Consider the following 23,512-nt stretch of genomic DNA (forward strand, 5'->3'; position numbering starts at 1 on the left):
AACCTCGGCTAGAAAGGCGGTGTCCGGCTGCTTCTTTAACTGTGTTAGGAACGCGCTGGCATCGTTATAGCCGATCTTTTCCTGACGCTGATAAAACGCGTCGGTGCGATAGCGCAGCACCGCGTTCCAGACAAACCGCACGCACCCAAACGTCCGCGCCAGCAAGGCTGCTTGCTCAGGCGTGGGATAGAAGCGGTATTGGTAGGCGCGCTCGGCTTTCATGCTTGACACTTTAGACGAAATATTGTAAGGATGCAAAACACAAGGCGTCCTGGCGGACGCCGCGCTATCCATCCTCGCACTAAAAGTACGAGGTTTTCCGCGCTAACTGATAAAACGCCTGTTCCATGGTAAACCGCGTGCCCAGCAAACCTACGCAGGCAATGCCCTGGCGTTGCAGCACCTGGGCCGTGGCATCGGCGATATGCAATAGCGGAATGGAGACCGCCGCTGCCAATATCTCGGCAGTCGCCTGCCAGTTACCCTGATGCTGCAGCGCCTCTATCTCGGCAAAATCCGCGCTGTACAGCACCACCCTGGCAGAGTGCAGCCCGCCCAGCGCCGTGCGCACATGCTGGTTGACGAGGCGGTAGTAGGTTTGAGTGGACTCCCAGCTCATGCCGCCGATCAAGCCGATGGTTTTCATGGATGCACTTCCACCTTCTGGTCACAAGAAAGAGAGTGTATTGCGAAGGCAGCAGACAAGGCTCCGGACTCTATCAGAGGCTCAAATGCTTACCGCCATCCGGCACTTCGCAGTTTTAACAGTAGCGCCCATAACCGGCTGCCCCCCGCTGAGCTTAAAAGCAAAACGGCTCCCACGACCACAGAAGTCCCCCCACGCCCTAACAAGTAAGCGCTAGCGTTTGGCCGCTGTTGCGCGAGAAACTCCCCCAACAGCACCGTGCCAGCAGCGATAAAATAAATACCCATGAGCGCTGTCCCCACCGCCATGCAGGCCCGGGGGCTTACCAATACACCTGCCCCTTGCGGCACCAGCCATCGGCTCAATGCCTCACGCCACAGAATAAGACTCAGCCCGATCAGAGTATTGCTAAAAAAATGCACAAACTGAGCCATCAATACGCTTGAAGAAATGTCCTCTTGGCCAGCCAGAGCGATCAACAGAGAAACGGCGGCATCCGGTAGTGGACGTAGTGCCATCCATAACCCCAATAGCGCCAACAAACTGGCCATCAGCGGGCGCACTTGCATCCTTTGCATCATGACTCCCTTACTCGTTGCATTGTTGGTTGTGAAAGCTCCATCTGGCTACTCCAGATCTCCGGTAAACACGACTGTCAGCCAGCGGCGCAGACCTTCGTCGCCCACCGGATCCCGATACCACATACTTCAGGCAGCGCTTTTCACACATTAGCCGCTGGCGTTCTCTTCAGCCACCTGACGCAGCGCATCGACCAGCACATCGGTGGGCTGGGCGCCGGAAATCAGGTAGCGGCCATCGAGGATAAATGCGGGCACGGCACTGACGCCCATGTCCATAAAGCGCTGCTCGGCTTCACGCACTTCTTCGGTGTACTGATCGGAGCGAGCGATGGCCTCGGCGGTGTCGCCATCCAGCCCCACCTCGATAGCTTTTTCGCGAAGCACCAAGGGGTCGGCGGGGTTTTTCGCCTCACCGAAGTAGGCCTCGAACAGCGCCAGTTGAAGCGCCGTTTCCTGATGCTGCGTGCCGGCCCAGGCCAGCACACGGTGCGCGGCGAAGGTGTTGTTCGCTCGGCGCTCCAGCGCGCCACGGAAATTCAGGCCAAGCGCTTCGGCGGCAGCCATGATCTCGCGCTGGGACTGTTCCATGGTGGCCGCGTCCTTGCCGTACTTGCGGCATAGATGCTCCAGAATCGGCTCGCCCTCGGGCGGCATGTCCCGATTCAGTTCGAAAGGCTGCCAGACCAGCTCGACGTCGATCTCGCCCTTGAGTGTCTCTAACGCCTGCTCCAAGCGTCGGTAGCCAATGGCGCACCACGGGCAGGCCACATCAGATACTAGGTCGATTCTTACCTTTTGCATGGGGTATCTCCTTTGGGTTCATTCATCTGAATTCCAGCGCGAAGAGCAGGCAAAGCTGGGTGACCGCACAGGTGGCTTCCAGCCAGGTTTGGATACCCTTGGGGGCCACAAGGGGCAGCGGCGCCGTGCGCCCACCCATGGCCGCACTGGCCAGAATGCCCGGCAGCCCGTAGCAGTGGTCGCCGTGCACATGGGTAATCAAAATGGCCTTCAGCGAATGAAACGTCAGCTTGGTGTGCAACACCTGATGCTGCGTGCCCTCGCCACAATCGACCAGATACCAACCCTTGCCCTTGCTTTCATGCAAAGCGACGCCAGACACGTTTCTTGTTTTGGTTGGGACTCCGGCGGAGGTGCCGAGGAAGAGTAGGTTCATATCTGATTGACGAGTCAACAATGAGCTTGAAGGGGTGGCGTTCGAAGCAACGAGGCATGCTTGAATGCGCATTTCCATGCGCATAAAATCAGACTATACATCAAGAGCCACCAGGAGACGACGATGGCCGAACTCTACGATGCAGCCGCACCCAAAAAAGCAGCGAATCTCTCCATCAATAGCGACCTGCTGCGCAGGACACGTGAATTGAACATTAACCTGTCTGCCACCCTGGAGCGAGCGCTGAAAGAAGAGCTTTCCCAATGCGAAGCGCAGCAATGGGTCGAAGAAAATCGAGCTGCGATAAAAAGTTATAACGATTTTGTCGAACGACACGGATGCTTTGGCGACGAATTCAGGGAGTTTTAATGGCACAGTTCGACGTATACCCCAACCCAAGCAAAACCAGCAAAGCGCACTACCCCTACCTTGTGGATGTTCAAAGCAGTTTGCTAAGCGAACTGACCACCCGCATCGTCATCCCGCTGGGAAACCGTTCCGCCTTCGGCAACGACACCATGCAAGGACTCACTCCTGAAATCAGCTTTGGCGATCAGGCGCTATTGCTGTTAACGCCACAGATTTCGTCGGTGCCTGAAAAACATCTACGGAATCCCATCGGCTCTCTCTCGCATGTTAGAGACCTAATTATCGGGGCTCTGGACCTGGCGATCACCGGCTTTTAACACTGGCAGGATGCGGCAACCTCATGGAGGCAAAGCCATCATGTTAGACGCTCATGCCGAAGCGGGCCATCAGAATTGACGGTGCCGCGCGAGAGGCAAACCGTTAGCTTCAACGTATGCGTTCGAACTTGCCAGAGCTTTGGCATTCTCTTTCAGCCACTTCTCCTGTTTATGCCGTTTCACAGCCTCCGCAATGTTATGTTTCGTTTGCTGGTAATTCGAGCTGCCTCTCACTCCGCCAGACTCGTATAAGCAGAACCTCTTTAGCCTGCCTGAGATAGACAACTCGAAACGGCGCGTGAATCAATTCACGAATATGATCCATGTTGAATTCAGGAACAACTCGGCCAGCATCCGGGTGGATTTGAAGCATTTCACAGTGCTCTAGGATAGCAGCCACGAAATCATCACCGATATGTGGCACATCCTGCTCTTTGTAATACTCCTGAATAGTCTGTAAGTCCTCGAGAGCAGACTGTGCTAAGCGTAGTTCCATTTACTTGATACCCAACGTTTTCTTGGCGTCCTCCAACGATACGGTGTTGCCCTCGCGAACATCCATAAGCCCCCGCGCCACCGCCTTTACAAACCTCAATTCCTCTGCGGTTCTCTCATAATCCTCGAGCCCCTGAACAACAGCTATGCCGCGGCCACGGCTGGTGAGCAGGATTGGACGATGCGTGTCCTGCGCTCGACCAACCACCTTTCCGGGATTGATTTTAAGGTCTGATAGAGGAATGACATCCTCGGAAAATTTCACTTGCATAGTGATTACCCAGCCAACGATTTGGTGCCATTAATAGCACCAGTTAACAGGTGCAGTAAAGAAACATAACGCCGAAGCGCACCGGTGACTTTGACGTAGCGAAGCGGAGACAAAGGCATCCCAGTGACGCGCCTGGTTAGCTGTTCCCAAGCATGTACGCCCGAAGCTGTCGCTCCTCTCGCATAACATAGAGAATGAGAACTCGCTGATCATCCTCACGATAAAAAATGCGACACGGTGGAACCACTACCTCCCTGTATACTGAATTAGGGAGTTCTGGAGGAATCCGTCCGGATTGGGGAAAATCTTCCAAACGCTCGGTCTTATCGAAAACTTCCTGGACCAGATGACTTGCGGCAACAGGATTATCCAGAGCAATGTACTCAGCTATGGCATCCAGTTCTTGAAGGGCAGGCTCCGTCCAGATTACTTCAGCCATTTACTCATTTTCTCCCTGGCCTCACTTTGGCTGTACGTTCTTCCCTCAAGTACAGCACGCTCTCCCCGTGATAGCCCCTCAAGCAGCTCAAGTCGGCGCTGCATAAACTCATAATCCTGCACATCGACAAGATATGCCGATGGCTGACCATGCTCCGTGATCAGTATCGGCTCCTTAGACAAGTGCAGATCTGCCAGAATCTTTGTGGCTTGGCGCTTGAGGTTCGTAACAAGCTCAACTTTCATGGGCTCACCCTAAATCAGACTAATAGTGACACTATAGTATCACTCTTCAGGTGGGGCAATCACAGCTAACGCGAAACTAAGCGGTGCCCTGACAAGGGCATCCGGTGGACGGCCGTCAGGCCGGGAACGTACTTGAGCGACTGGTTAGCACTGCTCAACTAAATACCTGTGACCCAAGTCAAAATGGTATTCCGTTCTCATCTTCTGTTTCACTTGATTCCGTAGACGGCTCAGAACCAAAAAGATCGTCTTCAATCGGCATCAGCTCCCATAGCTCGTTCTGGTGGAGCCATACCGGATCAGCATTCTCCTCAATGAACTGGTCTACAGGCATGCCATCCACAGTTGGTGGCCGCTTTATTCTGGCTTGCTTACCGTTCATAAAGACCCACTGGTACTTCCTTTGCCGATCTGCTTGCGCGGCTTTCTTTGCACTCTTTTGGGCCGGAGTGAGCTGTTTCTTAACTTTTGCCATAGCTAAACTTTTTGGTGCTAACGCCTGCAGCATGCGCGCCCACGAAATGGAGCCGAGGGCGCAATGTAGTGGGCGTCGCCGTGCCTGCATTGGTTAGCACTTGTTGACGCCTGCGTATATGCTGATAATATACTTTTATGATCAATTGGGCACAAGTTACTGGCTTTGACTGGGACGAAGGCAACTCCCGAAAAAACGTGGAGAAACATGGCGTAAACCAGTCCGAAGCGGAAGAAATTTTCTTTAATGAGCCGCTTCTGGTGTTGGAGGATTCCAAACACAGCCAGACTGAGGCCCGTTTTCATGCTCTTGGTGAAACAGATGACGAGAGATTGCTCCACATCACGTTCACACTGAGGCAGAACGGTACGATGATTCGGGTGATTTCCGCTCGCGACATGCACCGAAAAGAGAGGGCTGTTTATGAGCAAGCCAAAAAAGATGCCTGAGTTCAAAACTGAAGCAGAAGAACGGGAATTCTGGGAAACTCACGATTCCACCGACTACCTGGATTGGAGCCAGGCCAAGCCGGCATCGTTCCCGAAGCTGAAACCATCAACCAAGACCATCTCACTCCGGTTGCCGGAAACTCTGCTTGATCGGATCAAGATCGAAGCCAACAAGCGGGACATGCCTTATCAATCGCTGATCAAGGCTTGGCTTGCGGATGATGTAAACGACAGTCGTCGGACATGAGGTGCTAACGCCCACCATCACCGGTGACAAAACCAGAGCGAAGCGGAGGTTTTGGCATCCGGTGCATGGCTTGGTTATGCAGCATGTAGCGGCTTGATTCGATCCACTTCTTCCTTGACCGACTGCGCAGCAGTCCAAAGATCAACAGACCGCTGTGCGTTCAGCCAGAATTCTGGCGAGTTACCAAACAAACGCGCAAGCCTGAGCGCCATTTCAGGGCTGACAGCACGGCGTTCCCGCAATAGTTCATTCACTGACTGACGAGAGACACCCAAAGATTCGGCCAACCCCGAAACCGTCAGACCATAGTCCGGAAGAAAGTCTTCCCTCAGCATTTCGCCAGGATGAGTCGGTTTGCGCTGCATGCCAGCAGTATTAAGAATAGCCATGGTCATCACCTCACTCAGTGGTAGTCACACACTTCGACTTCATACGCATCGCCACCTTCAAAACGAAAACAGATACGCCACTGATCATTGATTGAAATTGCGTGCTGCCCCTGCCTGTTTCCCGACAGTGGGTGAAGGCGATTGCCGGGCGGCACTTTCAAATCCTCAAGCTGTACGGCCAGATCCACGTATTCAAGTTTTCTAGCGGCTCTCGGTGCAACATCCGCAGGAAATTTCTTTGACTTGCCCTTGGCGTAGAGTTCTTGGGTTCGTTTGTCAGCGAAGGATTTGATCATGAAACAAAGTGTATTTCGTCACGTGACGCTTGTCAACGAGACGAAGGAATGACTGCATAACGCCCGCCATCACCGGTGACAGAACCGCAGCGAAGCGGAGGTTTTGGCATCCGGTGCATGGCCTGGTTATGTGCTGCCTCAGGCTGCAACAAGCTTCTTCACGTTGAGCTCTTTGCGATGTTGTTCAGCATGCCAAAGTTCATATTGGGACTGCTGATTTAGCCAGCTTTCTGCCGAGGTATCGAAAGCGATAGAGAGCCGGATCGCCATTTCTGGACTAATGCCGGCCTTGCCATTCAACACGGCACTCAGCGTTTTGCGGCTAACGCCCAATGCCTCTGCTGCTGCTGTGACAGAAAGGCCAAGGGGCTCAAGACAAAGCTCTCGCAGCACTTCACCCGGGTGCGGAGGGTTGTGCATTAACATTGGCGGTACCTCAGTGATAATCTTCGTAGTTCACAATCTCGGCATCTCCGTCTTCGAACCGGAAGGTCACTCGCCAGTTACCGCTGACGGTCACTGACCAGATTCCGGCACGATTGCCAGAGAGCTCATGCAAGCGAAGACCGGGTAAGTCCATATCTTTGGCATTCGATGCTGCATTCAATCTACCGAGAATTAGCCGAAGCCTCTTTTCATGAGCGGCCTGAATCCCTGCAGTACTGCCGGACTTGAAGAATTTTGCCAAGCCCTTGTGTTTGAAGCTTCGAATCATTCCTTGAATGTACCCTGTAACGTATCAGGTGTCAAAGCGCATAACAGTGCTTATACGGAACGCTGTATAACCCCAATAAACGCGCGCGCTCATTCATTGAGGTTATGTAGCCAGCTCCATCGACCCTATCCCACTGATTCGCCTGAAGGCAAAGGGAAAATAAGCGGCATATTCAGATTCGCATGCTGGCGCGTTTTGCTTTCCCCCCTGCGTACCGCAAGAAAAGCACTGCACGGTTGATTCTCTCAGCCAACCCCAGCCAAGAAGCAATCCGCTAACCAACCCCCACCGCCACCAATTCCCCCTCAAACCACTGCTGTTTGAGGCCGCGCTGTTTTTCCAGCAGCGTGAGGTAGGGCCTGAGCGGGTGTTGGGGCGGTAGGCTGACGTGGAGTTGGCGCAGCCGCCGTTGGTAGGGGAGCTGCCCGGCGGGCTGGTGCAGGGGGGTGGCGTATTGGCTGAGCCACGCCATGTCGGGGAGCAGCAGGTGTGTGGCGCCGCTGTCCAGCGCCAGGGTCACGCCCTTGGCGTCGAAGTCGCCTGCGTAGAGGTGCGGCCTGCGGGTTTTGCGCCATACCTCGGCCAGGTGGGCGAAGCCGCCGCCGTAGTGGCTGTCACCTCGGTAGGCGATGAGCGGCTGGGCGTAGCCGCTGAGGGCGCTGATGTTCGGGTTGAAAGTGTAGAAGCTATCGAGGTTTTCCACCTGCACCAGCGCGCCGAAGGCTCCTAGCGTGAGGTGGCGAACGTCCACGTCGCGACTGCAGCGCGGCTCGCTTGCAAGCCCTGGGGTAGGTTGCGGCGGCAGGCTGAGCAGTATGCGCCAGGCGCGGGGGCTTTCGCGGGTGGCTTTGTCTTCCTCCATGCCCTCCTTCGCTTGGGCGCTGCTGGTTAGGCCGCTGAGCGAGCAGCCTAGCGGTGCTAGGCGGGCGCTATCTAACACGTCGTTGATCTGCGCCAGCAAGGCGGTGTCAAAGCGCAGCGCTTTACTGTTGATTCGTGTGGCCAGGTCAATATCGTGCTGGCGGCACCAGACCACTACGTCGTCTACCCACTGGCGGCGGGGCTTCTCCACCGTGGGCTGGCGAAGTAGTTCGCGGGCGACGCCGTTAAGGCCGTTGCGTGCGCGGCTGGGCAGGTTCATACCGCCACCGCCAGGGCCACATCGTGAATCAGCCGCAGGTCATTAAAGGCGCTGGCCTTGCTCTCCTCTTGCTGCAGGCGGAAGGCCTGCTGTTCGCTACGCGGCAGCCCTTGGTACTCGGCGATCACCTGAAACAGCCAGATTTCATCTGCCCACTCTAGGCCGCTCTGTTGTAGGTAGGCCAGGGCGCTGACGGGCTCGGCGGGCGGCTGGTCGAGCACCGCGAGGTAGAAGCGTTCGACGTCCAGCTTGAGCGCCTGCTGGCGGGCGGCGGCCAGGCTCTCTTCGGCGGGTTGAACGGGGTTGGCGACCGCGACGTTTTGTGCGGCGTGGCGTGGGGCGGGCAGCTCGTGCAACAGCTCGGCCAAAACGCGGGTATCCAGGGCGTGGTCCAGCGCGGGGGCGGCGGCGGGGTTGAGCGGTGCGGCGCGGTTGAACAGCGCGGGCACCTCACTGCGCTGGGCGTAGTTGCCGGGCACAAAGCCCGGGTGTTCGCGCAGGAAGGCGGCCATGCCGGTCATCAGACGGCTGCGGGCCTGCTGCTTGCGGAAGCGGGCCATGAGCTCGATCAACCGCCGCTGCACTTCCCTCAAGCTGGTGTAGTGGTGGCTCAGGCGGTTCTGAAGCTGGCTGATGAGCAGCTTGCGCAGGCTGCCGTCGCTACCCACCAGGGCGATCAGCTCGTCGAAGTCGATCAGCGCGAGGCCATCGAGTAGCCGCACGATCTGCTTTTGGGCGCGGTCGTTCTCGCGGATCTTGTCGTTGAGCTGGCTGACGAAACCGAAATCGCTGTTGAGCCGCTGCCACAGGCTATCGATGGCGTCGGCAAAGCGGCCGTTGAGGCCATCCACCTCCTGGCGCAGGCGCAGTAGCTGCTGCTCCTGGCGCCAGTGTTCGCCCTTGCTGCGGGCTTCTCGGTAGCTATCTACTTGGGTACGAATCAGCTCCAGGGTTTCGGCCACGTCGGCATTGACGTGGCGGCGGGTTTCGTCGGCGAGCATTTCGGCGATCAGGTCGCGCACCTTGGGCGAGAGTTTGACGCCGCTCTGCTCGTCGGGCCGCCATAGCACCCGGGCGGCCAGCAGCTTGCGCAACGCGCCGTCGCTCAGGCCTTCCAGCGGTACGTCGTCGCGGGTGTAGGCCTGCATCAGCCGTTCGGCGTGCTTGCCCAGCAGCGCCAGGCGTTCCGCGCCGGTCTTGAGCAGGCGGCTCTCCAGCTCGCTCACGCCACTGCCCACCCCATTGCCTAAAGCACTGTTCTCACGCCGACTCACAGCAGGGCCTCCTGCGTGCCGGTGTCCTCGTCGGCATCGATGGGCAGATTCTCTTCGTCGCGGATGAAGCGTACCACGTCCACCAGGTAGTCCATCTTGCCGGTCACCACGAACACTTGGCGTTCGCTGTGGGGCTGCATCAGGTAACCGTGCTCTTTCAGCCGTTTGAAGATCTGCTTCACCTGGGCATCCAGCTGGTCGCTCTGGGAGCCAAAGAAGTTGTCCGTGGCTAGCCGTTCCAAACGCTCGCGCAGGCTCTGGTTGTCTTCGCACTTGGCGCTGAACTCGGCGGGTTTGAGCACGTCGCCAGGGGCGGCCAGGGCGTCGCGGCCCAGCGCTTCCTGCACCAGTTGTAGCCACTCCAGCATGGGCAGCAGGCTGTTGACGGTGTCGGCGAGCTGGCGGGAGAGCTGCTCCCGGGCGGTGTCGTTGAGCTGCCGCCAGGCGAGGAAGTAGACGCTGGCATCCTCGTTGCTGGCCAGCCGCCGATTGAGCGGGCGCAGGTAGGCGTCGATGGCCTCGCGGGTCTCTTCGTTGGCCAGGTGGCGGTAGGCGTTATCGTCGCTGACGGCGCAGATGAAGTCGCCTGCCAGCAGGCGTTCGAGCAGGGGGCCGTGTTCGATCATGCGCTCACCTCCTGTTGGCGCTGCTTGATTTTCTGCGCCAGCGCGCTGAGGCGTGGCTCGATACGCTTGAGCTGACGCTGTTGCTGGGCGTCCCGTTCGATGAGGTAGCGGTTGGCGAACAGCAGCAGCACGTCGGATTCCGGGTTGGGGAAGGCCCCGACGATATGGATGCGGTTGCTGTCGCAGGCGTCGAACAGTTTTTCGACGTTGTGGTAGGCCAGCGTACCGATCTCATCAATCGGCCAGTGGATGGCGATGTGCGCATCGCCCCGCAGCAGGCGGGTAAACGCCAGCAGGAACTTGCACAGAATCAGATACGCCATGCCGTGGCTGGAGGACTCCAGCAGCTGGCGGTCGTTTTTGATTACCAAATCGGTGCCGCCTTCGTTCAGGTGCAGCTCCAGGCGCAGCAGGCTTTCGAAGCTGTACTGCTGGTCGCTGCGCAGCAAATCGACCACGTCGGCCAGGGCGTTGAGGTAGTCGTCGCTGGGCAGCGTCTGGCCGGACTCCCGCCACGCCTTGTAGCGCTGGGCGAACAGTTTGAGCGGCTCCCAAAAGCCCAGCTCGTCAATGGTGGACTGAATGCGCACTTCCGCCTTGGTGATGCCTTCCAGGCGCAGGTCGTCGGCGACCTCTTCCGAAAGCCGACGGCTCTGGGCGCTGATGCGCCGGTTCAGGTCGCGGAAGACGATGAAGAACTTGTCCAGGTCGTCGCTGAGGTTACGGCCTTCCTGAATCAGCTGCTGCTGTTGGTCTTCCAGCAGTTTGAGCATGCCGCGTAAAAGCGGCAGTAGTAGCCGTGGGCTGTCGCTGGGCAGCTTGTCGCGCTCGCTTTGCAGGGCATCGGCAAAGCCGCTGCTGGCATCCTTGATCAGTTGGCTTTCGACGTCCAGGCAGCCTCGGCGCAGTTGCTCCAGCTGCTGGTGGCGGCTGGCCAGGGCCTGGTGGGTGCGCTCGATGCGCTCGTCCACGTCACCCACGCTAGCTTCCAGCGGCGCGCCTTCGGCCACCAGCTCCAGGCTTTCCAGCTGGTTGAGCAGCGGCGTCAGGGCTTCCAGGGTGCCTCGGGCGCTATCGCGCTGGGCCTTCAGGCCGTTCACTGCCTGCTGGTGGGCCTCTCTGGCGGCGTGGAAGGCGTTTTTCAGATGCGCTTTGTCGCGCTTGAGCTGCTGGTCGCGCTGGGCCAGCTCGGCCTCTTCCGCCACCAGCTGGGGTTTATGCTGGCCCCACTCGATGCGCATGAAGCGCTGGTACTCGGCCAGCTCCTCCTGGCGGGCGGCGGTTTTACGAATGCGCTCGTTCTGCTCTTCCAGGCGGGTTTTGGTGGCCTTGAGCTGGGCGGGGTCGACGCCCTGCTCGGCCAGCTCCTGGCTGAAGGCTTCTTCCAGCTCGGCGCGCTGGCGCTGGTGTTCGGCGTTGGCATCGCTAAGCTGCTGTTTGTAGGTGCGTAGCTGGGCATCGAGGCTATCGAGCTGGCTTTGGGCGTCGGCCTTGAGCTCCAGCAGTTGGCCCTGGTGGGTTTCGGCCAGCTCGGCCAGGGCGTCGCGCTTCTCGTCGCGCAGCTCGGTTTGGGCCTGCTCCTGGCGGGCCAGGGCGGCTTCGATGTGGGCACGGCGGGCTTTCTGGCTTTCCGCGTGGCGGGCCTGCTGTTGGCGGCGCGCTTCCAGGGCGTACTCCACCTCCTGCTCGGCGCGCTGGTGGGCCAGTCGGGCGGTGTCCTGGGCGTCATCGGCCTGCTGTACCCGCTCGTTGTGCTGCTTGAGGGCCTTTTCAGCGGCGGTGCAGGCGGTATGGGCTCGGGCCTTGGCGCTCTCGGCTCCCTCGATGGCGGCCAGCAGGCTGGCTTCGTCCTGAGCGTAGTCGGGCAGCGCGATGGCGGAAAGGTCCAACGCCAGGCCGAACAGGTCGTCGCTGGCGTGGTCGGCCAGTTGGGGGGCGAGGTCGCGGCGTTCCAGCAGTTCCGGGGCGATCACCTTGCCGAGCTGCTGTTCCCAGCCGGGGCGGTGGTAGCGCAGGAAGTGGCGCAGGCTGCCCTGCTCGGGGGTCTGCTGCTGATAAAGCGTGTAGCAGTGCTGCTCGGCGCGCTCCCGCTGCTGACGGCACTGCACGAGATGCTGTTCGGCGGTGTCGCGCTCGCGCTTGTGGGCTTCCAGCTCGCGGCGCAGCGCCTCCAGGGTGGCCCCGGCCGCGCTGCGGGCCTGCTGGGCGTCGTCCAGCCGCGCCTGGGCCAGCTCAGCCTCCTGGGCTTCTTCGCGGGTTTGGCTGGGCATGGCGAGCTGCGCCTTTAGCTCGGCCAGCTGCTCGACGCCTAGCTCCAGCTGGGCCTGATACTCGCTCTCCAGCCGCTGGCGGGCCTGCTGGTAGCGCTCGTTATGCTGCTGCTCGGTTTGCCACTGCTGCTCGCGGCGCTCGGCTTTCTCCTCCACCAGCGCGTCGATCAGTTCCTGGTTCTCTTGAGTCTGGCGGGCGAGGTTTTCCGAGAGTTCGCGCAGTCGGCCATCCAGGCGCGCCTGGCTTTCCTTCACTGCGTCCTGCATCACTTGCAGGTGTTGCTGCAGCTGGTCGCGCTGTTCGCGCCACTGGGGCAGCGCGTTGATGTCCCGCTCCAGGCCGGGCATGTCGGCCTCAGCGTACTGCTCGAAGCGGGTTTGCAGGTCGTTGAGGCGGTGCTGGGCGTGCTGCAGCTGGCTTGCCACTTCGCTGTGCTGGTCGTTGAGCGCATCCCGCCGTTCGCCGTAGGCCTGCTCTTCGGCCTGAAACTCCCGCTGGTGGCGGTTGAGTTCGCCTTCCAGGTCGGCGACCTGCCGCTGGGCCTGTTCGCGGTCGGCGGCCAGCTGGGGTTTGAGTTGCCACAGGGTGGTATCAAGCTCGGCCAGTTCACGGTCGATGCCGGAGAGTTTGGCCAACGCGGCCTGCAGCGGCTCCAGGCGCATGGATTGGCGCATCTGGTGAATCCACTCGCGGGCCTTGGCACTGCGAATACGAGTAACCGGCAGCTCGACTCCGTCCTCTTCGAAAATCGCCGCCAGCATGGTCTTGAGGGTGTCCATCTTGCCCTCTTTGGCATGCACCGCCGAGACCAGCTTTTCGATATGGCGAATGCGCCGCTCGGGGTTGACCAGGCTGAACTGGGCGGCGATCTGGCGCAGCTTCAGGCCATCGCGGCTGTTGCTGTGGAGCTGGGTAAAGTCGTTCTGGATCACCGAGCGGAACTCGGAAGTGGCGCCCAGCTTGGGCGACACTGGCGTGCCACTGCGGCGCAGCCCGCTGGCCCACTGGGTGTAGTCCAGCGCCAGCGGTCCCTGCTCGGTCTCTACCAGGTAGTCTTCCGGGCGGTAAGGCGCGCCGACGAAGCGATACTCCACGCCGCCTTCCTGCTTGCGGGTCAGCACCGCCTGGCACACGTTGCCTGCTTCGCGGCGGTATTCGTATACCAGGTAGCTATTGCGATGGGGCAGATAGAACGCATCGAATTTCATGCGGGTTTTCGGCACCACCTTGTTGGGCAGCTCGCCGTAAAACACCGGCACCAGCCGCTGGAGCGTGGTTTTACCCGACGCGTTGGTGCCGCAAATATTGGTGTGGCCGTCCACACTGAGTTCGACCACGCCGTTCAGGTGGCCGTGAATCATCACGATGCGTAGCAGATGCGCCATGCCGTGTCCTTGATCGTTTAACGTCCGAAAACGCTATCTTGCCAGACACCTCCAGCGCTTGTCTTACTCTTCTCGGTGAAGCGGCTGGAATGTGGTAGTACGATCAGCGGCGCATCAGCAATCCTTCAAAAAAGCTCACCGCGTTGGCTTCCAGCCCTTCCAGGTAGTAGCCGCCTTCCTGTACCACCAGGGTGGGCACGTTCAGCTCTGCTACCCGTCGGCCAAGTTCCGCAAACCCGGCGGTAGAGACGGCCACTTTGGCTTGAGGATCGCGCTCGTAAATATCGAATCCTAGCGCCAGCACCAGCGCGTCGGGCTCAAATAGACGGATGGCCTGGCAAGCGTCCGCCAAGCGCTCGAAGAACACCGCTTCTTTTGATCCGTGCGGCATGGGCAGGTTGAGGTTGTAACCCAGCCCGGCGCCTTCCCCGCGCTCCTCCTCGAAGCCGGAGACCCCCGGGTAGAAGTTGGTGGTATCGCCATGGATGGAGATATAGAGCACATCGTCGCGCTGGTAGAAAATGTTTTGAATGCCCTGGCCGTGGTGCATGTCCGGGTCGAGCACGACGATGCGTGGAAACCGCGAGGTAAGATGTTGTGCCGCAATGGCGGCGTTATTGAGGAAGCAGAAACCACCCGCGGAATCGATGCTCGCGTGGTGACCCGGCGGGCGAGACAAGGCATAGGCGAAAGGCTCTCCGGCCAGTAACGCCTTGGCACCCGCTACGGCACTTTGCGCCGACCAGTACGCCGAGTGCCAAGTGTGCTGCCCCACCGGCGCGCTGCCATCGGCCAGGTAGCGCGCCGCTTCGGCCAGAATGCCGCGCAGTGCGTTGGGCGAACGCACGAAGATATTGGAGATCACCTCCTCCCCCCAATCCTCACCCATCGCCTGCCAGCGCCGATGGGCGCTTTCCAGAAAACGCAGATAGGGCAGCGAGTGCACGGCCCTGATCGGCCCCGCGCCGTGATCCGCAGGACTCCGAATATCAAAGCCCAGCCGCTTGGCAGCGGCCAGCAAGTGCATGGCGCGTTCGGGCACTTCCTGGGGCGTGCGCATTTTGCCACGGGAGAAGTAGGTCTGCGGATGATGAAGCGCCTGGTCCGCGTGAAAGAACGTCTTCATGGTAAGGGGGCTCCTCTGTCGCTCACCCCTTTCACCACGAAATCGCGGGCGACGCCGATGTGGTAATCGATGGCTTCACGGCACATGCCTGCTTGGCCGCTGGCAAGAGCGTCCAGCAGCTTGAAATGGCTGGTGGCGATGGTGTCGGGGGCTTCGTGGGTCTTGGTGATGAGCGTGATACAGAGCCGCAGCTCGTGGGTCAGGTTATCGAAGGCACGCAGCAGCCGCTCGTTGCCTGCGTAGTGCAGCATGAGGCGGTGAAACTGCAGGTCTTCCTCGATACGGCGCGTCCCGTCGTTACTGGCGGCCGCCTCGCACAACACCTCTACTTGTTGCTTCAACGCGCGCTCAGCCTCGCCGCTGTAACGCTCGGCCAAACGCTGGATGGCGTGCCGCTCCAAGCACAGCCGCAGATCGAAGACGTCTTCCAGTTCAACGGCTTTCAACGCCCGGACGAAAAACCCCCGCCGCGGTTTCGAGATCAGCAGGCCGCGACTCTCCAGCAAACGTGCTGCTTCACGCACAGGTGCACGACTCACGCCCAGGTCCTTGGAAAGCTGGACTTCTGACAGGCGTTCGCCGGGTAAAAAGTGCTGCTGAATAATCGCTTGCGTTAAGTAATCGGCCACCTGCTCGACAAGGTTATGCTGCTGAATGTAGGTATTGGGTGCTGCTAGCGGAGGGGCCATAAAGTGCGCTCTCGATCATTCATATACTGCTCAGTATGACAAAAAAGGGCTCTTTGTCGACGGCCGATTGACGACTGTCGACAGTTTAACCAAGCGCTGCTATGGTCAAAGAGGACCTCCAACAAACATCACAATCGGTCTCTACCGTCACGCCTCGCTCGCCTAACGACGACGTAAACACATTACGTGCTAATAACCGAGGAGCAGGAAACATGAAGACACCACTGGCTTTGGCCATTACCGCTGCAGCGCTTGCCCTTTCCACCGCCGCCACGGCACAAGAGCCCCAACGGGGCGGCACCATCGATACGATCATTCAGCCTGAGCCGCCGGGCCTGGTGCTGGGCATGATTCAAAACGCCCCTACCCGCACCGTCGCGGGCAATATCTATGAGGGGCTACTGCGTTACACCACCGATTTAGAACCCATGCCGCAGTTGGCCGAGTCGTGGGAGGTCAGTGACGATGGGCGCACCTACACGTTTCATCTTCGGGAAGACGTGACCTGGCACGACGGTGAACCCTTCACCGCCGATGACGTGGTGTTCTCCGCCGATGTTTTCCACCGTGAGTTGAACCCCAGCGCACGGGCCGTGTTACAGCATGTGGAAAGCATCGAGGCCACCGACGACCACACGGTAGTGTTCACATTGACAGAGCCGTTTGGGCCTTTCCTGATCTCGTTCGAAGCGGGCACGTTCACCATGGTGCCCGAGCACCTTTACGCGGGCACCGACTTCCGTAATAACGAGCATAACGACCACCCGATTGGCACGGGCCCGTTCAAGTTTGCCAACTGGGAGCGCGGCACCGTCATCGAGCTGGTCAAAAACGACGACTACTACGAAGAGGGGCTGCCCTATCTGGATGGCGTCAACTGGCACGTGATTCCCGATGGCGGCTCCCGCGCAGTGGCGTTCGAAAACGGTACCATCGATGTCTTGCCCAGCGGCACCGTGGAAAACTTCGATATTCCGCGCCTGTCGGCCATGGATAACGTCTGTATGACCGAAGAGGGCCACGAGTACTTCAGCCCCTTCGCCATGCTATGGATGAATAACCGCGAAGGCCCGACCGCCGACAAACGCTTCCGCCAAGCGGTCATGTACGCCATGGATCGCGAGTTTGCCAAGGACGTGCTGTGGAACGGCCTGGGGAACGTACCGCTCTCGGCGTTTGGCTCTAACGCGCGTTTCCAACACGACGACCTGGAGCCCTACGATCACAACCCTGAGCGTGCCCGCGAGCTGCTCGACGAAATGGGCTACGACGGTGAAGAGATCACCATTTTACCGCTGCCCTACGGTGAGACCTGGACCCGCTGGGCCGAAGCCGTGCAGCAAAACCTGCGTGAAGTGGGTATCAACGTCAGCACCCAAGCCACCGACGTGGGCGGCTGGAACCAGCGCCTGGGCGATTGGGATTACGACCTGGCCTTTACCTACCTTTATCAGTATGGCGACCCGGCACTGGGGATTTCACGCACTTACCTGTCCGACAACATCGCCAAGGGCTCGCCCTGGAATAACGTCGAAGGCTATGAGAACGAGCGCGTCGACGAACTTTTCAACGCGGCCGCCACCGCCTTCCCCGATGAAGAGCGTGAAGCGCTCTACCTCGAAGTGCAGGAAATTTTACATGAGGACGTCCCGGTCGGCTGGTTGATGGAGCTGGGGTTTCCGACGCTGTACCGCTGTGATGTGAAAAACCTCGTCACTTCTGGCGTGGGGGTTAACGACGGCTTTAAAGATGCTTGGTTAGATCGCTAGGCCAGGCTACCCAGGTAGCGCGAGCTGCCTGGGTTTTTTTTAGCTATCGCTCGTTAGCTATGTCTCGAAGGTATCCGTCAGGAAACGACTTATGGTTTATGCGCGCCTCGTTCTGATGCGGCTGTTCAAAGCCGTGATTGTGCTGTTTCTCATCGTCATTTTTAATTTTTTACTGATTCAAATGGCCCCCGGGGACCCGGCCGCCATTCTGGCGGGCGAAGCCGGTGCCGCCGACCAGGAGTTTCTCGACCAGCTGCGCGAGCGATTCGGGCTCGACCAGCCGATGTACGTGCAGCTGTGGCGCTATGTGTCGGGTATCGCCATGCTCGATTTCGGCTACTCCTACCGGCTGGGCGTGCCGGTGTTCGATCTGATCATGGATCGCTTACCTGCCACCCTACTGCTGACCGGCACCGCCTTCGTACTCTCGCTGGTGTTGGGCATCGTGGCCGGCTCCATGGCGGCTGCCCGCGTCAAGAAACCGTCCGGCTCGCTGATCATGGCGTTAGCGCTGGTGTTCTACGCCACACCGCTGTTTTGGGTGGCGCTGATGTCGGTGGTGGTGTTCTCGGTTTACTTGGGCTGGCTGCCCGCCTACGGGCTGTATACCGTGGGCGCGGGCCACACAGGGTTTGCGCTGGTGCTCGATGTGGCTAAGCACTTGGTGCTCCCCGCCACCACGCTGGCGCTATTTTTCATGGCGATTTATACCCGTATGACGCGCACCTCCATGCTGGATGCCGCCCAGCAGGATTATGTCAAAACGGCGCGAGCCAAAGGGCTCAAGCCGGGCACCATTCAGCGCCGCCACGTGCTGCGTAACGCCCTACTGCCCATCATTACGCTGGCGGGCCTGCAGGCCGGGCAAATGGTAGGCGGGGCGATCCTGACCGAAACCGTGTTTGCCTGGCCCGGTATCGGCCGCCTGATGTTCGAAGCGCTTCAGCAGCGGGACTACAACCTGCTGCTGGGCATTTTCTTCTTCTCGGCGGCGCTGGTCATCGTCTTCAACATCATCACCGACGTGGTGTATCGCTTGGCCGATCCGCGTATCAAGGGGGCGTCATGAGCTTTTTCGCACGCTTTGCGCAGAACCGTGGGGCCCTCGTGGGGCTGGTCATTCTGCTGCTGATGATTGCCATGGCGGTGCTGGCCCCCGTGCTGTTTCCTGAATCGCCCTGGCGCATGGTACAGCGGCCTTTTTTGCCGCCGTTCTCCCAAGAGGGCTTTTTGCTGGGCACCGACACCATGGGCCGTAACGTGGCGGCGGGCCTGATGCACGGCGCATGGGTGTCGCTATTGATCGGGCTGGTATCCACCTGCGTTGCACTGTTGATTGGTGTGCCCCTGGGGGCCATTGCTGGTTACTACGGAGGCTTGGTCGATGACGCGTTGATGCGCTTTACCGAGTTCTTCCAGACGATTCCCAACTTTGCCCTGGCCATCGTGCTGGTGGCGATCATGCAGCCCAGCGTCACCTCGATCGTCCTGGCGATTGCGATTGTCAGTTGGCCGCCGGTGGCGCGTTTGGTGCGCGCGGAGTTCATGTCGCTGCGCAACCGCGAGTATGTCGAAGCCGCCCGCTTGGTGGGCCAGTCCAATAGCACGATCATCCTGCGCCAGATTCTGCCCAACACATTATCGCCGATTATCGTGCTGGCCTCGCTGATGGTGGCCACCGCGATCCTGCTGGAGTCGGCGCTGTCGTTTCTCGGTTTAGGCGATCCCAACGTGATGTCCTGGGGCTACATGATTGGGGCGGCGCGAACGGTCATTCGTCAGGCGTGGTGGCTAAGCTTCTTCCCCGGTTTGGCCATCCTCCTGACGGTGCTCGCGCTTAACCTAGTGGGCGAAGGGCTCGACGACGCCCTCAACCCGAAACTTTCCCGCGAACGCTAGGAGCTCGCCATGACGGATGTCACTACAGAAACGGTTCTCAGCATTCGCGAACTGAGCATTGCCCTCCCGAAAGGGGCCGACCGCGCACTCGCGGTCGAGGGCGTGAGCTACGAGGTCATGCGCGGTGAAATCATGTGCGTGGTGGGCGAGTCGGGCTCCGGCAAGTCGATGGCGGCGAACGCCATCATGGGCCTGCTGCCCAAAGGCGTGAACGCTACCCAGGGCGAAGTGCTGTTCGAAGGGCAGGATCTGCTCGCCCTGTCGGAAAAGCAGCACCGCACCCTGCGCGGGTTGAAAATCGGCATGATTTTCCAAGAGCCGATGACCGCCCTGAACCCGCTGATGCGCGTCGGCGCACAGATTGCCGAAGTATTCGAAGCCCACGATCAGCTTACCCCCAAGGAGCGCCAGGCCCGCGCGCTGGAACTGCTCATCGAAGTCGGTATCCCGCAGCCGGAGAAAGCCATTCGCGCCTACCCGTTCGAGCTTTCCGGCGGCCAGCGCCAGCGGGTGATGATCGCCATGGCGCTGGCGCTGGAGCCCACGCTGCTGATTGCCGATGAGCCTACCACGGCGCTGGATGTCACCACCCAGGCGCAAATACTGGCGCTGATTCGCGACCTGCAGCAGCGGCGCGGCATGGCCGTGATGTTCATCACCCACGACTTTGGCGTGGTGGCCGAGATTGCCAGCCGCGTTTGCGTGATGCGCCACGGCAAGATCGTCGAGCTGGGCGACGCCCGCTCGGTACTGAAAAACCCCCAAGACGCCTACACCCAGGCGCTGATTGCGGCTATTCCCAGCAATGCGGTGCCGCCCCACCGCGACATCGGCCAGGTCGCGCCGCTGCTGGAAATCAAACGGCTGCAAAAAGTGTTCCGCTCGCGAGGCGGCTGGTTCAAGCCTGCCCGCGAGGTGCATGCGCTGAATGACGTATCGCTCACGCTCGCCCGGGGGGAAACCGTGGGCATCGTGGGGGAGTCCGGTTCGGGAAAATCGACCCTGGGCCGCTGCGTCGTTCGCCTGGAGCACCCGGATAGCGGCGAGCTGCTGTTGGACGGCGTCAACCTCTCGCAGCTAAAAGGCGACGCGCTGCGCCGCGAACGCCACCGGGTGCAGATGATCTTCCAAGACCCCTACGCCTCGCTCAATCCGCGTACCAAGGTGGGCATGGCGATTGCCCAAGGGCCGATTGCCAACGGCACGCCAAAGGCCGCCGCACTGAAACGGGCGGGCGAGTTGCTCGATATGGTGGGCCTGGGCGCCAGCGCCGTGGAGCGCTACCCCCACGAATTTTCCGGCGGCCAGCGCCAGCGAATCGGCATCGCCCGAGCGCTGGCGCTCGACCCGGAACTGATCGTCGCCGACGAAGCCGTCTCCGCCCTCGACGTCTCCATTCAAGCCCAGGTGCTGGAGCTGCTGGAGGAACTGAAACAGCGCCTGTCGCTTTCGCTGCTGTTCATCACCCACGACCTGCGCGTCGCTGCGCAGCTGTGTGACCGCATCGTGGTGATGCAACACGGCCGTATCATCGAGCAGGGCAGCGCCGAGCAGATTTTTCTCGCCCCGCGTGAGGCGTATACCCAAGACCTGCTCGACGCCATTCCAGGCCGCGAAGCGCCCGTAGCCGCCACCGCGTGATTGACGAAATGGACATGATAGGCGAAGGAACCCACATGCAAATACCCCTGGAAACGCTGCGCGCCATCGTTGGCGCGCCTCATGTATTGACCGGCGACGATGTGAGCAGTCGGCGTGAGGATTGGATGACCGGCGCCCCCTGCCAAGCAGGCGCCATCGTCCGTCCGGCGGATACCGAACAGCTCTCGGCGGTGATGCGCGCCTGCCATGAGGCAAGGCAGCCAATCGTGACTCACGGTGGTTTGACGGGGCTGGTGCATGGCGCCGAAGCTAGTCCTGACGAGCTGGTGATCTCCCTCGAACGCATGACGGCCATCGAAGAGATAGACCGCGTGGGCGGGACGCTGACCGTGCAAGCAGGAGCACCGCTGCAGCGGGTACAGGAAGCCGCCAGAGAGGTGGGCCTACAGTTCCCGCTGGATTTGGGCGCGCGGGGCAGTTGCACCATCGGCGGCAATATCGCCACCAACGCTGGGGGCGTGCGGGTGATTCGTTACGGCATGATGCGCCAACAGGTGCTGGGGCTAGAGGCCGTGATGGCCGACGGCCGGGTGGTCAGCTCCATGAACCGGATGCTGAAGAACAACGCCGGGTTCGATTTAAAGCAGCTCTTCATCGGCAGCGAAGGCACGCTGGGTATCGTTACCCGCGCCGTGCTGCGCTTGCAGCCCCCGACGCCTTTTGAACAAACCGCCATGGTGGCCTGCCCCTCCTTCGACGCATTGACGGGGCTGCTCAGCCAGATGGGGAAAGCGCTGGGCGGCAGCTTGGGTGCTTTCGAAGTCATGTGGCAGAATCACTACCGCTTGCTGACGGAAACGCTTGGCCGCCACATGGCGCCGATTGCTCCTGAGCACCCTTTCTATGTGATCATCGAATCGCTAGGCAGCGATGCCGAGCGTAACGCTACCCAGTTCAGTGAAGCCCTGGAAAGCGCGCTAGAGAGCGGGCTGATCGTCGATGCAGTCTTGGCGCAGTCGAGCACCCAGCGCGACGGCCTATGGGCGATACGCGAGGATATCGAAGGTCTGGTCAAAGGCCTTGCCCCCGTATTGACCTTCGATGTCAGCCTGCCGATTGCCGAGATGCAGCGCTATACCGATGCGCTGGAAGCGCAGTTAACCAAGCGCTGGCCTGACGCTCGGCTGGTAGTGTTTGGCCACTTAGGCGATGGCAACCTGCATATTTCCGTGAGTACAGGAAGTGCCGAGCTGTCGGTTCGCCGCGAAGTAGAAGCCATGGTTTATCAACCACTGGCCGCACTGGGCGGCTCGATCTCTGCCGAGCACGGTATCGGCCTGGAGAAGCGCCCCTGGCTAAGCACCTGCCGCTCTAGCGCGGAAATCGAACTGATGCAAACGCTAAAGCACGCGCTTGACCCACACCGACTACTGAATCGCGGTAAGATTTTAAGCTAACCACTTTTATTTTTAGGATTCGCCCATGTCCTCGCATAGAACGCCCCGCTACCCCGCGCACCTTACAAGCGAAGGTCCCCACAACCCTTTCCCGGGTATCAAAGTGCTAGAGCGGAAACTTGGTCGGGAGCTTCCGCACCGGCTGGGCTCTAACGAGGGATTAGACATGCCGCACCGCGCCCTGCGGGAGCACTTTGGCGATGCGGTGGCGCAGCACGTTTATTGCTATGGCGATGCCGAGGCGCTGGGGGTACGTCAACGCTTGAGCGCACAGCAGAACATTCCCCTGGATCACCTGCTGGTGGATGCCGGTGCCGATAGTCTGATCGCCCTAGCGCTGCGTACTACCTGCACGGCGGGCGATGCGGTGGTGAGCACCGCAGGCACCTACCCTACCTTCGGTTACTTCGCCCAGGGCCAGGGCTGCCACTTGATCGAGCCCAGCTACCATGAAGCCCCCGGCGTGCTCGCCCCGGATTTAGAAGCGCTGGCAGCCGCCGCCCATCAAGAAGAGGCGCGGTTGGTGTACCTGGCGAACCCCGACAATCCTAGCGGTCACCTGCATAGCGATACCGCGATTCTCAAGCTGCGCGAGGCGCTGCCGGAGGCGTGCTGGCTGCTGCTAGACGAGGCCTACGGCGATTTTCGTGACGACGCGGGCAGCGAGTTCCTTGGCCAGGCGCTGCCGGGCGTGATTCGCCTGCGTACGCTCTCCAAGGCCCACGGCCTGGCCGGGATGCGTATTGGCTACGCAATTGCCGAGCCTGACGTGCTGGCGATGATGATGAAAGTGCGTATTCACTACGCGGTGTCGTCGTTCACTCAGGCGGCGGCTGAAGTCGTGCTCGATCACCCCGACGAAGTACGCCAGCACATTGAAGCAGTGAAAGCCCGCCGCGAACAGCTGGCGCTGCACTTCACGGCGCTGGGTGCCGACGTGCTCCCCAGCGCGACGAACTTCGTCGGCATTCGGCTACCCAGCGCGGAGTTGGCGGCAGCGGTGCATCAGGAGCTGTTGGCCGAGGGCGTGCTGGTAGCCCGCCTCGCCCACCCGGAATTGGCCAACGTGATCCGAATTACAGCGGTCGAGGACGCGTTAGCGCCCGGCAGATTGGCCGCGCTGGAAAAAGCGCTTCAGCAGCACGGCTAGCACCGCCTGCCC

At 60.1% G+C, this 23,512-nt stretch carries 29 protein-coding genes and 2 pseudogenes; 10 read left to right on the plus strand and 21 right to left on the minus strand.

Annotation, left to right across the window (positions count from 1 at the left end):
• From BMY49_RS12760 to BMY49_RS12780, 5 genes and pseudogenes are all read right to left on the minus strand, one after another.
• On the minus strand, nucleotides 1–222 hold a 222-nt coding region (locus tag BMY49_RS12760), incomplete at its 3' end, for a helix-turn-helix domain-containing protein (protein ID WP_167359373.1).
• A 106-nt stretch (nucleotides 223–328) separates the two neighbouring features.
• Nucleotides 329–646 (minus strand): annotated as a pseudogene (locus tag BMY49_RS12765) (aspartate/glutamate racemase family protein); the annotation flags it as partial.
• An 89-nt stretch (nucleotides 647–735) separates the two neighbouring features.
• Nucleotides 736–1,224 (minus strand): hypothetical protein, encoded by a 489-nt coding sequence (locus BMY49_RS12770; RefSeq protein WP_089675732.1) that lies wholly within the window; start codon nucleotides 1,222–1,224, stop codon nucleotides 736–738.
• A 150-nt stretch (nucleotides 1,225–1,374) separates the two neighbouring features.
• Nucleotides 1,375–2,028 carry a DsbA family oxidoreductase gene (locus BMY49_RS12775; protein WP_062373116.1) on the minus strand — a complete coding sequence of 218 codons (654 nt, stop codon included), beginning with the start codon at nucleotides 2,026–2,028 and terminating at the stop codon, nucleotides 1,375–1,377.
• A gap of 28 nt (nucleotides 2,029–2,056) precedes the next feature.
• Nucleotides 2,057–2,404: pseudogene (locus BMY49_RS12780) on the minus strand (MBL fold metallo-hydrolase); the annotation flags it as partial.
• A gap of 123 nt (nucleotides 2,405–2,527) precedes the next feature.
• Here BMY49_RS12780 and BMY49_RS12785 point away from each other — a divergent pair.
• The gene (locus BMY49_RS12785) at nucleotides 2,528–2,773 is read left to right on the plus strand and encodes a type II toxin-antitoxin system CcdA family antitoxin (RefSeq protein WP_062373118.1); all 246 of its coding nucleotides are present in this window, start codon (nucleotides 2,528–2,530) and stop codon (nucleotides 2,771–2,773) included.
• Nucleotides 2,773–3,090, plus strand: coding sequence for a CcdB family protein (locus BMY49_RS12790; protein ID WP_062373121.1), 318 nt, complete (start codon nucleotides 2,773–2,775; stop codon nucleotides 3,088–3,090). Before BMY49_RS12785 ends, BMY49_RS12790 begins: the two co-directional genes overlap by 1 nt.
• Before the next feature lie 69 nt (nucleotides 3,091–3,159).
• On the opposite strand, the gene BMY49_RS17895 is transcribed toward BMY49_RS12790, so the two are convergent.
• The 6 genes from BMY49_RS17895 to BMY49_RS12820 all read right to left on the minus strand — a co-directional run bounded on the left by BMY49_RS17895 (nucleotide 3,160) and on the right by BMY49_RS12820 (nucleotide 5,048).
• Entirely contained in the window at nucleotides 3,160–3,324 is a 165-nt protein-coding gene (locus BMY49_RS17895; RefSeq protein ID WP_269474860.1) for a type II toxin-antitoxin system CcdA family antitoxin, read from the minus strand.
• Nucleotides 3,287–3,586: a type II toxin-antitoxin system RelE/ParE family toxin gene (locus tag BMY49_RS12800; RefSeq protein ID WP_089675733.1), complete on the minus strand. Its 300-nt coding sequence runs from the start codon at nucleotides 3,584–3,586 to the stop codon at nucleotides 3,287–3,289. The genes BMY49_RS17895 and BMY49_RS12800 overlap by 38 nt, the downstream gene beginning before the upstream one ends.
• On the minus strand, nucleotides 3,587–3,856 hold the full coding sequence (locus BMY49_RS12805) for a type II toxin-antitoxin system Phd/YefM family antitoxin (RefSeq protein WP_022990375.1): 270 nt from the start codon (nucleotides 3,854–3,856) through the stop codon (nucleotides 3,587–3,589).
• Nucleotides 3,857–3,992: 136 nt separating this feature from the next.
• Nucleotides 3,993–4,295, minus strand: coding sequence for a type II toxin-antitoxin system RelE/ParE family toxin (locus BMY49_RS12810; RefSeq protein ID WP_054641811.1), 303 nt, complete (start codon nucleotides 4,293–4,295; stop codon nucleotides 3,993–3,995).
• Nucleotides 4,283–4,540, minus strand: a complete 258-nt coding sequence (locus BMY49_RS12815) for a type II toxin-antitoxin system Phd/YefM family antitoxin (RefSeq protein WP_022992576.1) — start codon at nucleotides 4,538–4,540, stop codon at nucleotides 4,283–4,285. Before BMY49_RS12815 ends, BMY49_RS12810 begins: the two co-directional genes overlap by 13 nt.
• A gap of 178 nt (nucleotides 4,541–4,718) precedes the next feature.
• Nucleotides 4,719–5,048, minus strand: a complete 330-nt coding sequence (locus BMY49_RS12820) for a hypothetical protein (protein ID WP_197746083.1) — start codon at nucleotides 5,046–5,048, stop codon at nucleotides 4,719–4,721.
• 104 nt (nucleotides 5,049–5,152) lie between these two features.
• Here BMY49_RS12820 and BMY49_RS12825 point away from each other — a divergent pair, with 104 nt between their 5' ends.
• Together BMY49_RS12825 and BMY49_RS12830 are read left to right on the plus strand one after the other, a co-directional pair.
• Nucleotides 5,153–5,464 (plus strand): BrnT family toxin, encoded by a 312-nt coding sequence (locus BMY49_RS12825; RefSeq protein ID WP_089675734.1) that lies wholly within the window; start codon nucleotides 5,153–5,155, stop codon nucleotides 5,462–5,464.
• Nucleotides 5,439–5,711, plus strand: a complete 273-nt coding sequence (locus tag BMY49_RS12830; RefSeq protein ID WP_054641814.1) for a BrnA antitoxin family protein — start codon at nucleotides 5,439–5,441, stop codon at nucleotides 5,709–5,711. The genes BMY49_RS12825 and BMY49_RS12830 overlap by 26 nt, the downstream gene beginning before the upstream one ends.
• Nucleotides 5,712–5,785: 74 nt before the next feature.
• Here the strand turns inward: BMY49_RS12830 and BMY49_RS12835 are convergent, their stop codons facing one another.
• From BMY49_RS12835 to BMY49_RS12880, 10 genes are all read right to left on the minus strand, one after another.
• Nucleotides 5,786–6,100, minus strand: a complete 315-nt coding sequence (locus tag BMY49_RS12835; RefSeq protein WP_008174257.1) for a HigA family addiction module antitoxin — start codon at nucleotides 6,098–6,100, stop codon at nucleotides 5,786–5,788.
• A 14-nt stretch (nucleotides 6,101–6,114) separates the two neighbouring features.
• On the minus strand, nucleotides 6,115–6,396 hold the full coding sequence (locus BMY49_RS12840) for a type II toxin-antitoxin system RelE/ParE family toxin (RefSeq protein WP_054641815.1): 282 nt from the start codon (nucleotides 6,394–6,396) through the stop codon (nucleotides 6,115–6,117).
• Nucleotides 6,397–6,534: 138 nt separating this feature from the next.
• Nucleotides 6,535–6,822 carry a HigA family addiction module antitoxin gene (locus tag BMY49_RS12845; RefSeq protein ID WP_036148342.1) on the minus strand — a complete coding sequence of 96 codons (288 nt, stop codon included), beginning with the start codon at nucleotides 6,820–6,822 and terminating at the stop codon, nucleotides 6,535–6,537.
• Between the two features lie 10 nt (nucleotides 6,823–6,832).
• Nucleotides 6,833–7,111 (minus strand): type II toxin-antitoxin system RelE/ParE family toxin, encoded by a 279-nt coding sequence (locus BMY49_RS12850; RefSeq protein ID WP_008174254.1) that lies wholly within the window; start codon nucleotides 7,109–7,111, stop codon nucleotides 6,833–6,835.
• A gap of 274 nt (nucleotides 7,112–7,385) precedes the next feature.
• Nucleotides 7,386–8,252, minus strand: coding sequence for a DUF7281 domain-containing protein (locus BMY49_RS12855; protein ID WP_062362334.1), 867 nt, complete (start codon nucleotides 8,250–8,252; stop codon nucleotides 7,386–7,388).
• Nucleotides 8,249–9,526 carry a hypothetical protein gene (locus BMY49_RS12860; RefSeq protein ID WP_244154968.1) on the minus strand — a complete coding sequence of 426 codons (1,278 nt, stop codon included), beginning with the start codon at nucleotides 9,524–9,526 and terminating at the stop codon, nucleotides 8,249–8,251. The genes BMY49_RS12855 and BMY49_RS12860 overlap by 4 nt, the downstream gene beginning before the upstream one ends.
• The gene (locus tag BMY49_RS12865) at nucleotides 9,523–10,152 is read right to left on the minus strand and encodes a condensin complex protein MksE (protein WP_089675735.1); all 630 of its coding nucleotides are present in this window, start codon (nucleotides 10,150–10,152) and stop codon (nucleotides 9,523–9,525) included. Before BMY49_RS12865 ends, BMY49_RS12860 begins: the two co-directional genes overlap by 4 nt.
• Nucleotides 10,149–13,808 carry an ATP-binding protein gene (locus BMY49_RS12870; RefSeq protein ID WP_089675736.1) on the minus strand — a complete coding sequence of 1,220 codons (3,660 nt, stop codon included), beginning with the start codon at nucleotides 13,806–13,808 and terminating at the stop codon, nucleotides 10,149–10,151. The genes BMY49_RS12865 and BMY49_RS12870 overlap by 4 nt, the downstream gene beginning before the upstream one ends.
• Nucleotides 13,809–13,911: 103 nt before the next feature.
• On the minus strand, nucleotides 13,912–14,934 hold the full coding sequence (locus tag BMY49_RS12875; RefSeq protein ID WP_058579895.1) for a histone deacetylase family protein: 1,023 nt from the start codon (nucleotides 14,932–14,934) through the stop codon (nucleotides 13,912–13,914).
• Complete coding sequence (locus BMY49_RS12880; protein WP_089675737.1) at nucleotides 14,931–15,623, minus strand: GntR family transcriptional regulator; 693 nt, start codon at nucleotides 15,621–15,623, stop codon at nucleotides 14,931–14,933. Before BMY49_RS12880 ends, BMY49_RS12875 begins: the two co-directional genes overlap by 4 nt.
• Nucleotides 15,624–15,835: 212 nt before the next feature.
• Between BMY49_RS12880 and BMY49_RS12885 the strand changes: the two genes are divergently transcribed.
• From BMY49_RS12885 to BMY49_RS12910, 6 genes are all read left to right on the plus strand, one after another.
• Complete coding sequence (locus tag BMY49_RS12885; protein ID WP_089675738.1) at nucleotides 15,836–17,392, plus strand: ABC transporter substrate-binding protein; 1,557 nt, start codon at nucleotides 15,836–15,838, stop codon at nucleotides 17,390–17,392.
• A 91-nt stretch (nucleotides 17,393–17,483) separates the two neighbouring features.
• A complete protein-coding gene (locus BMY49_RS12890) occupies nucleotides 17,484–18,461 on the plus strand; it encodes an ABC transporter permease (protein ID WP_089675739.1) in 978 nt (325 codons plus the stop codon).
• Entirely contained in the window at nucleotides 18,458–19,291 is an 834-nt protein-coding gene (locus tag BMY49_RS12895; RefSeq protein ID WP_058579887.1) for an ABC transporter permease, read from the plus strand. The genes BMY49_RS12890 and BMY49_RS12895 overlap by 4 nt, the downstream gene beginning before the upstream one ends.
• 9 nt (nucleotides 19,292–19,300) lie before the next feature.
• Complete coding sequence (locus tag BMY49_RS12900; RefSeq protein ID WP_089675740.1) at nucleotides 19,301–20,932, plus strand: ABC transporter ATP-binding protein; 1,632 nt, start codon at nucleotides 19,301–19,303, stop codon at nucleotides 20,930–20,932.
• Nucleotides 20,933–20,967: 35 nt separating this feature from the next.
• Nucleotides 20,968–22,350: an FAD-binding oxidoreductase gene (locus BMY49_RS12905; RefSeq protein ID WP_089675741.1), complete on the plus strand. Its 1,383-nt coding sequence runs from the start codon at nucleotides 20,968–20,970 to the stop codon at nucleotides 22,348–22,350.
• Nucleotides 22,351–22,375: 25 nt separating this feature from the next.
• The gene (locus tag BMY49_RS12910) at nucleotides 22,376–23,500 is read left to right on the plus strand and encodes a pyridoxal phosphate-dependent aminotransferase (protein WP_089675742.1); all 1,125 of its coding nucleotides are present in this window, start codon (nucleotides 22,376–22,378) and stop codon (nucleotides 23,498–23,500) included.
• Nucleotides 23,501–23,512 lie beyond the last annotated feature (12 nt).

Origin of the sequence: Vreelandella aquamarina (assembly GCF_900110265.1) — a bacterium.
Lineage (GTDB): Bacteria > Pseudomonadota > Gammaproteobacteria > Pseudomonadales > Halomonadaceae > Vreelandella > Vreelandella aquamarina.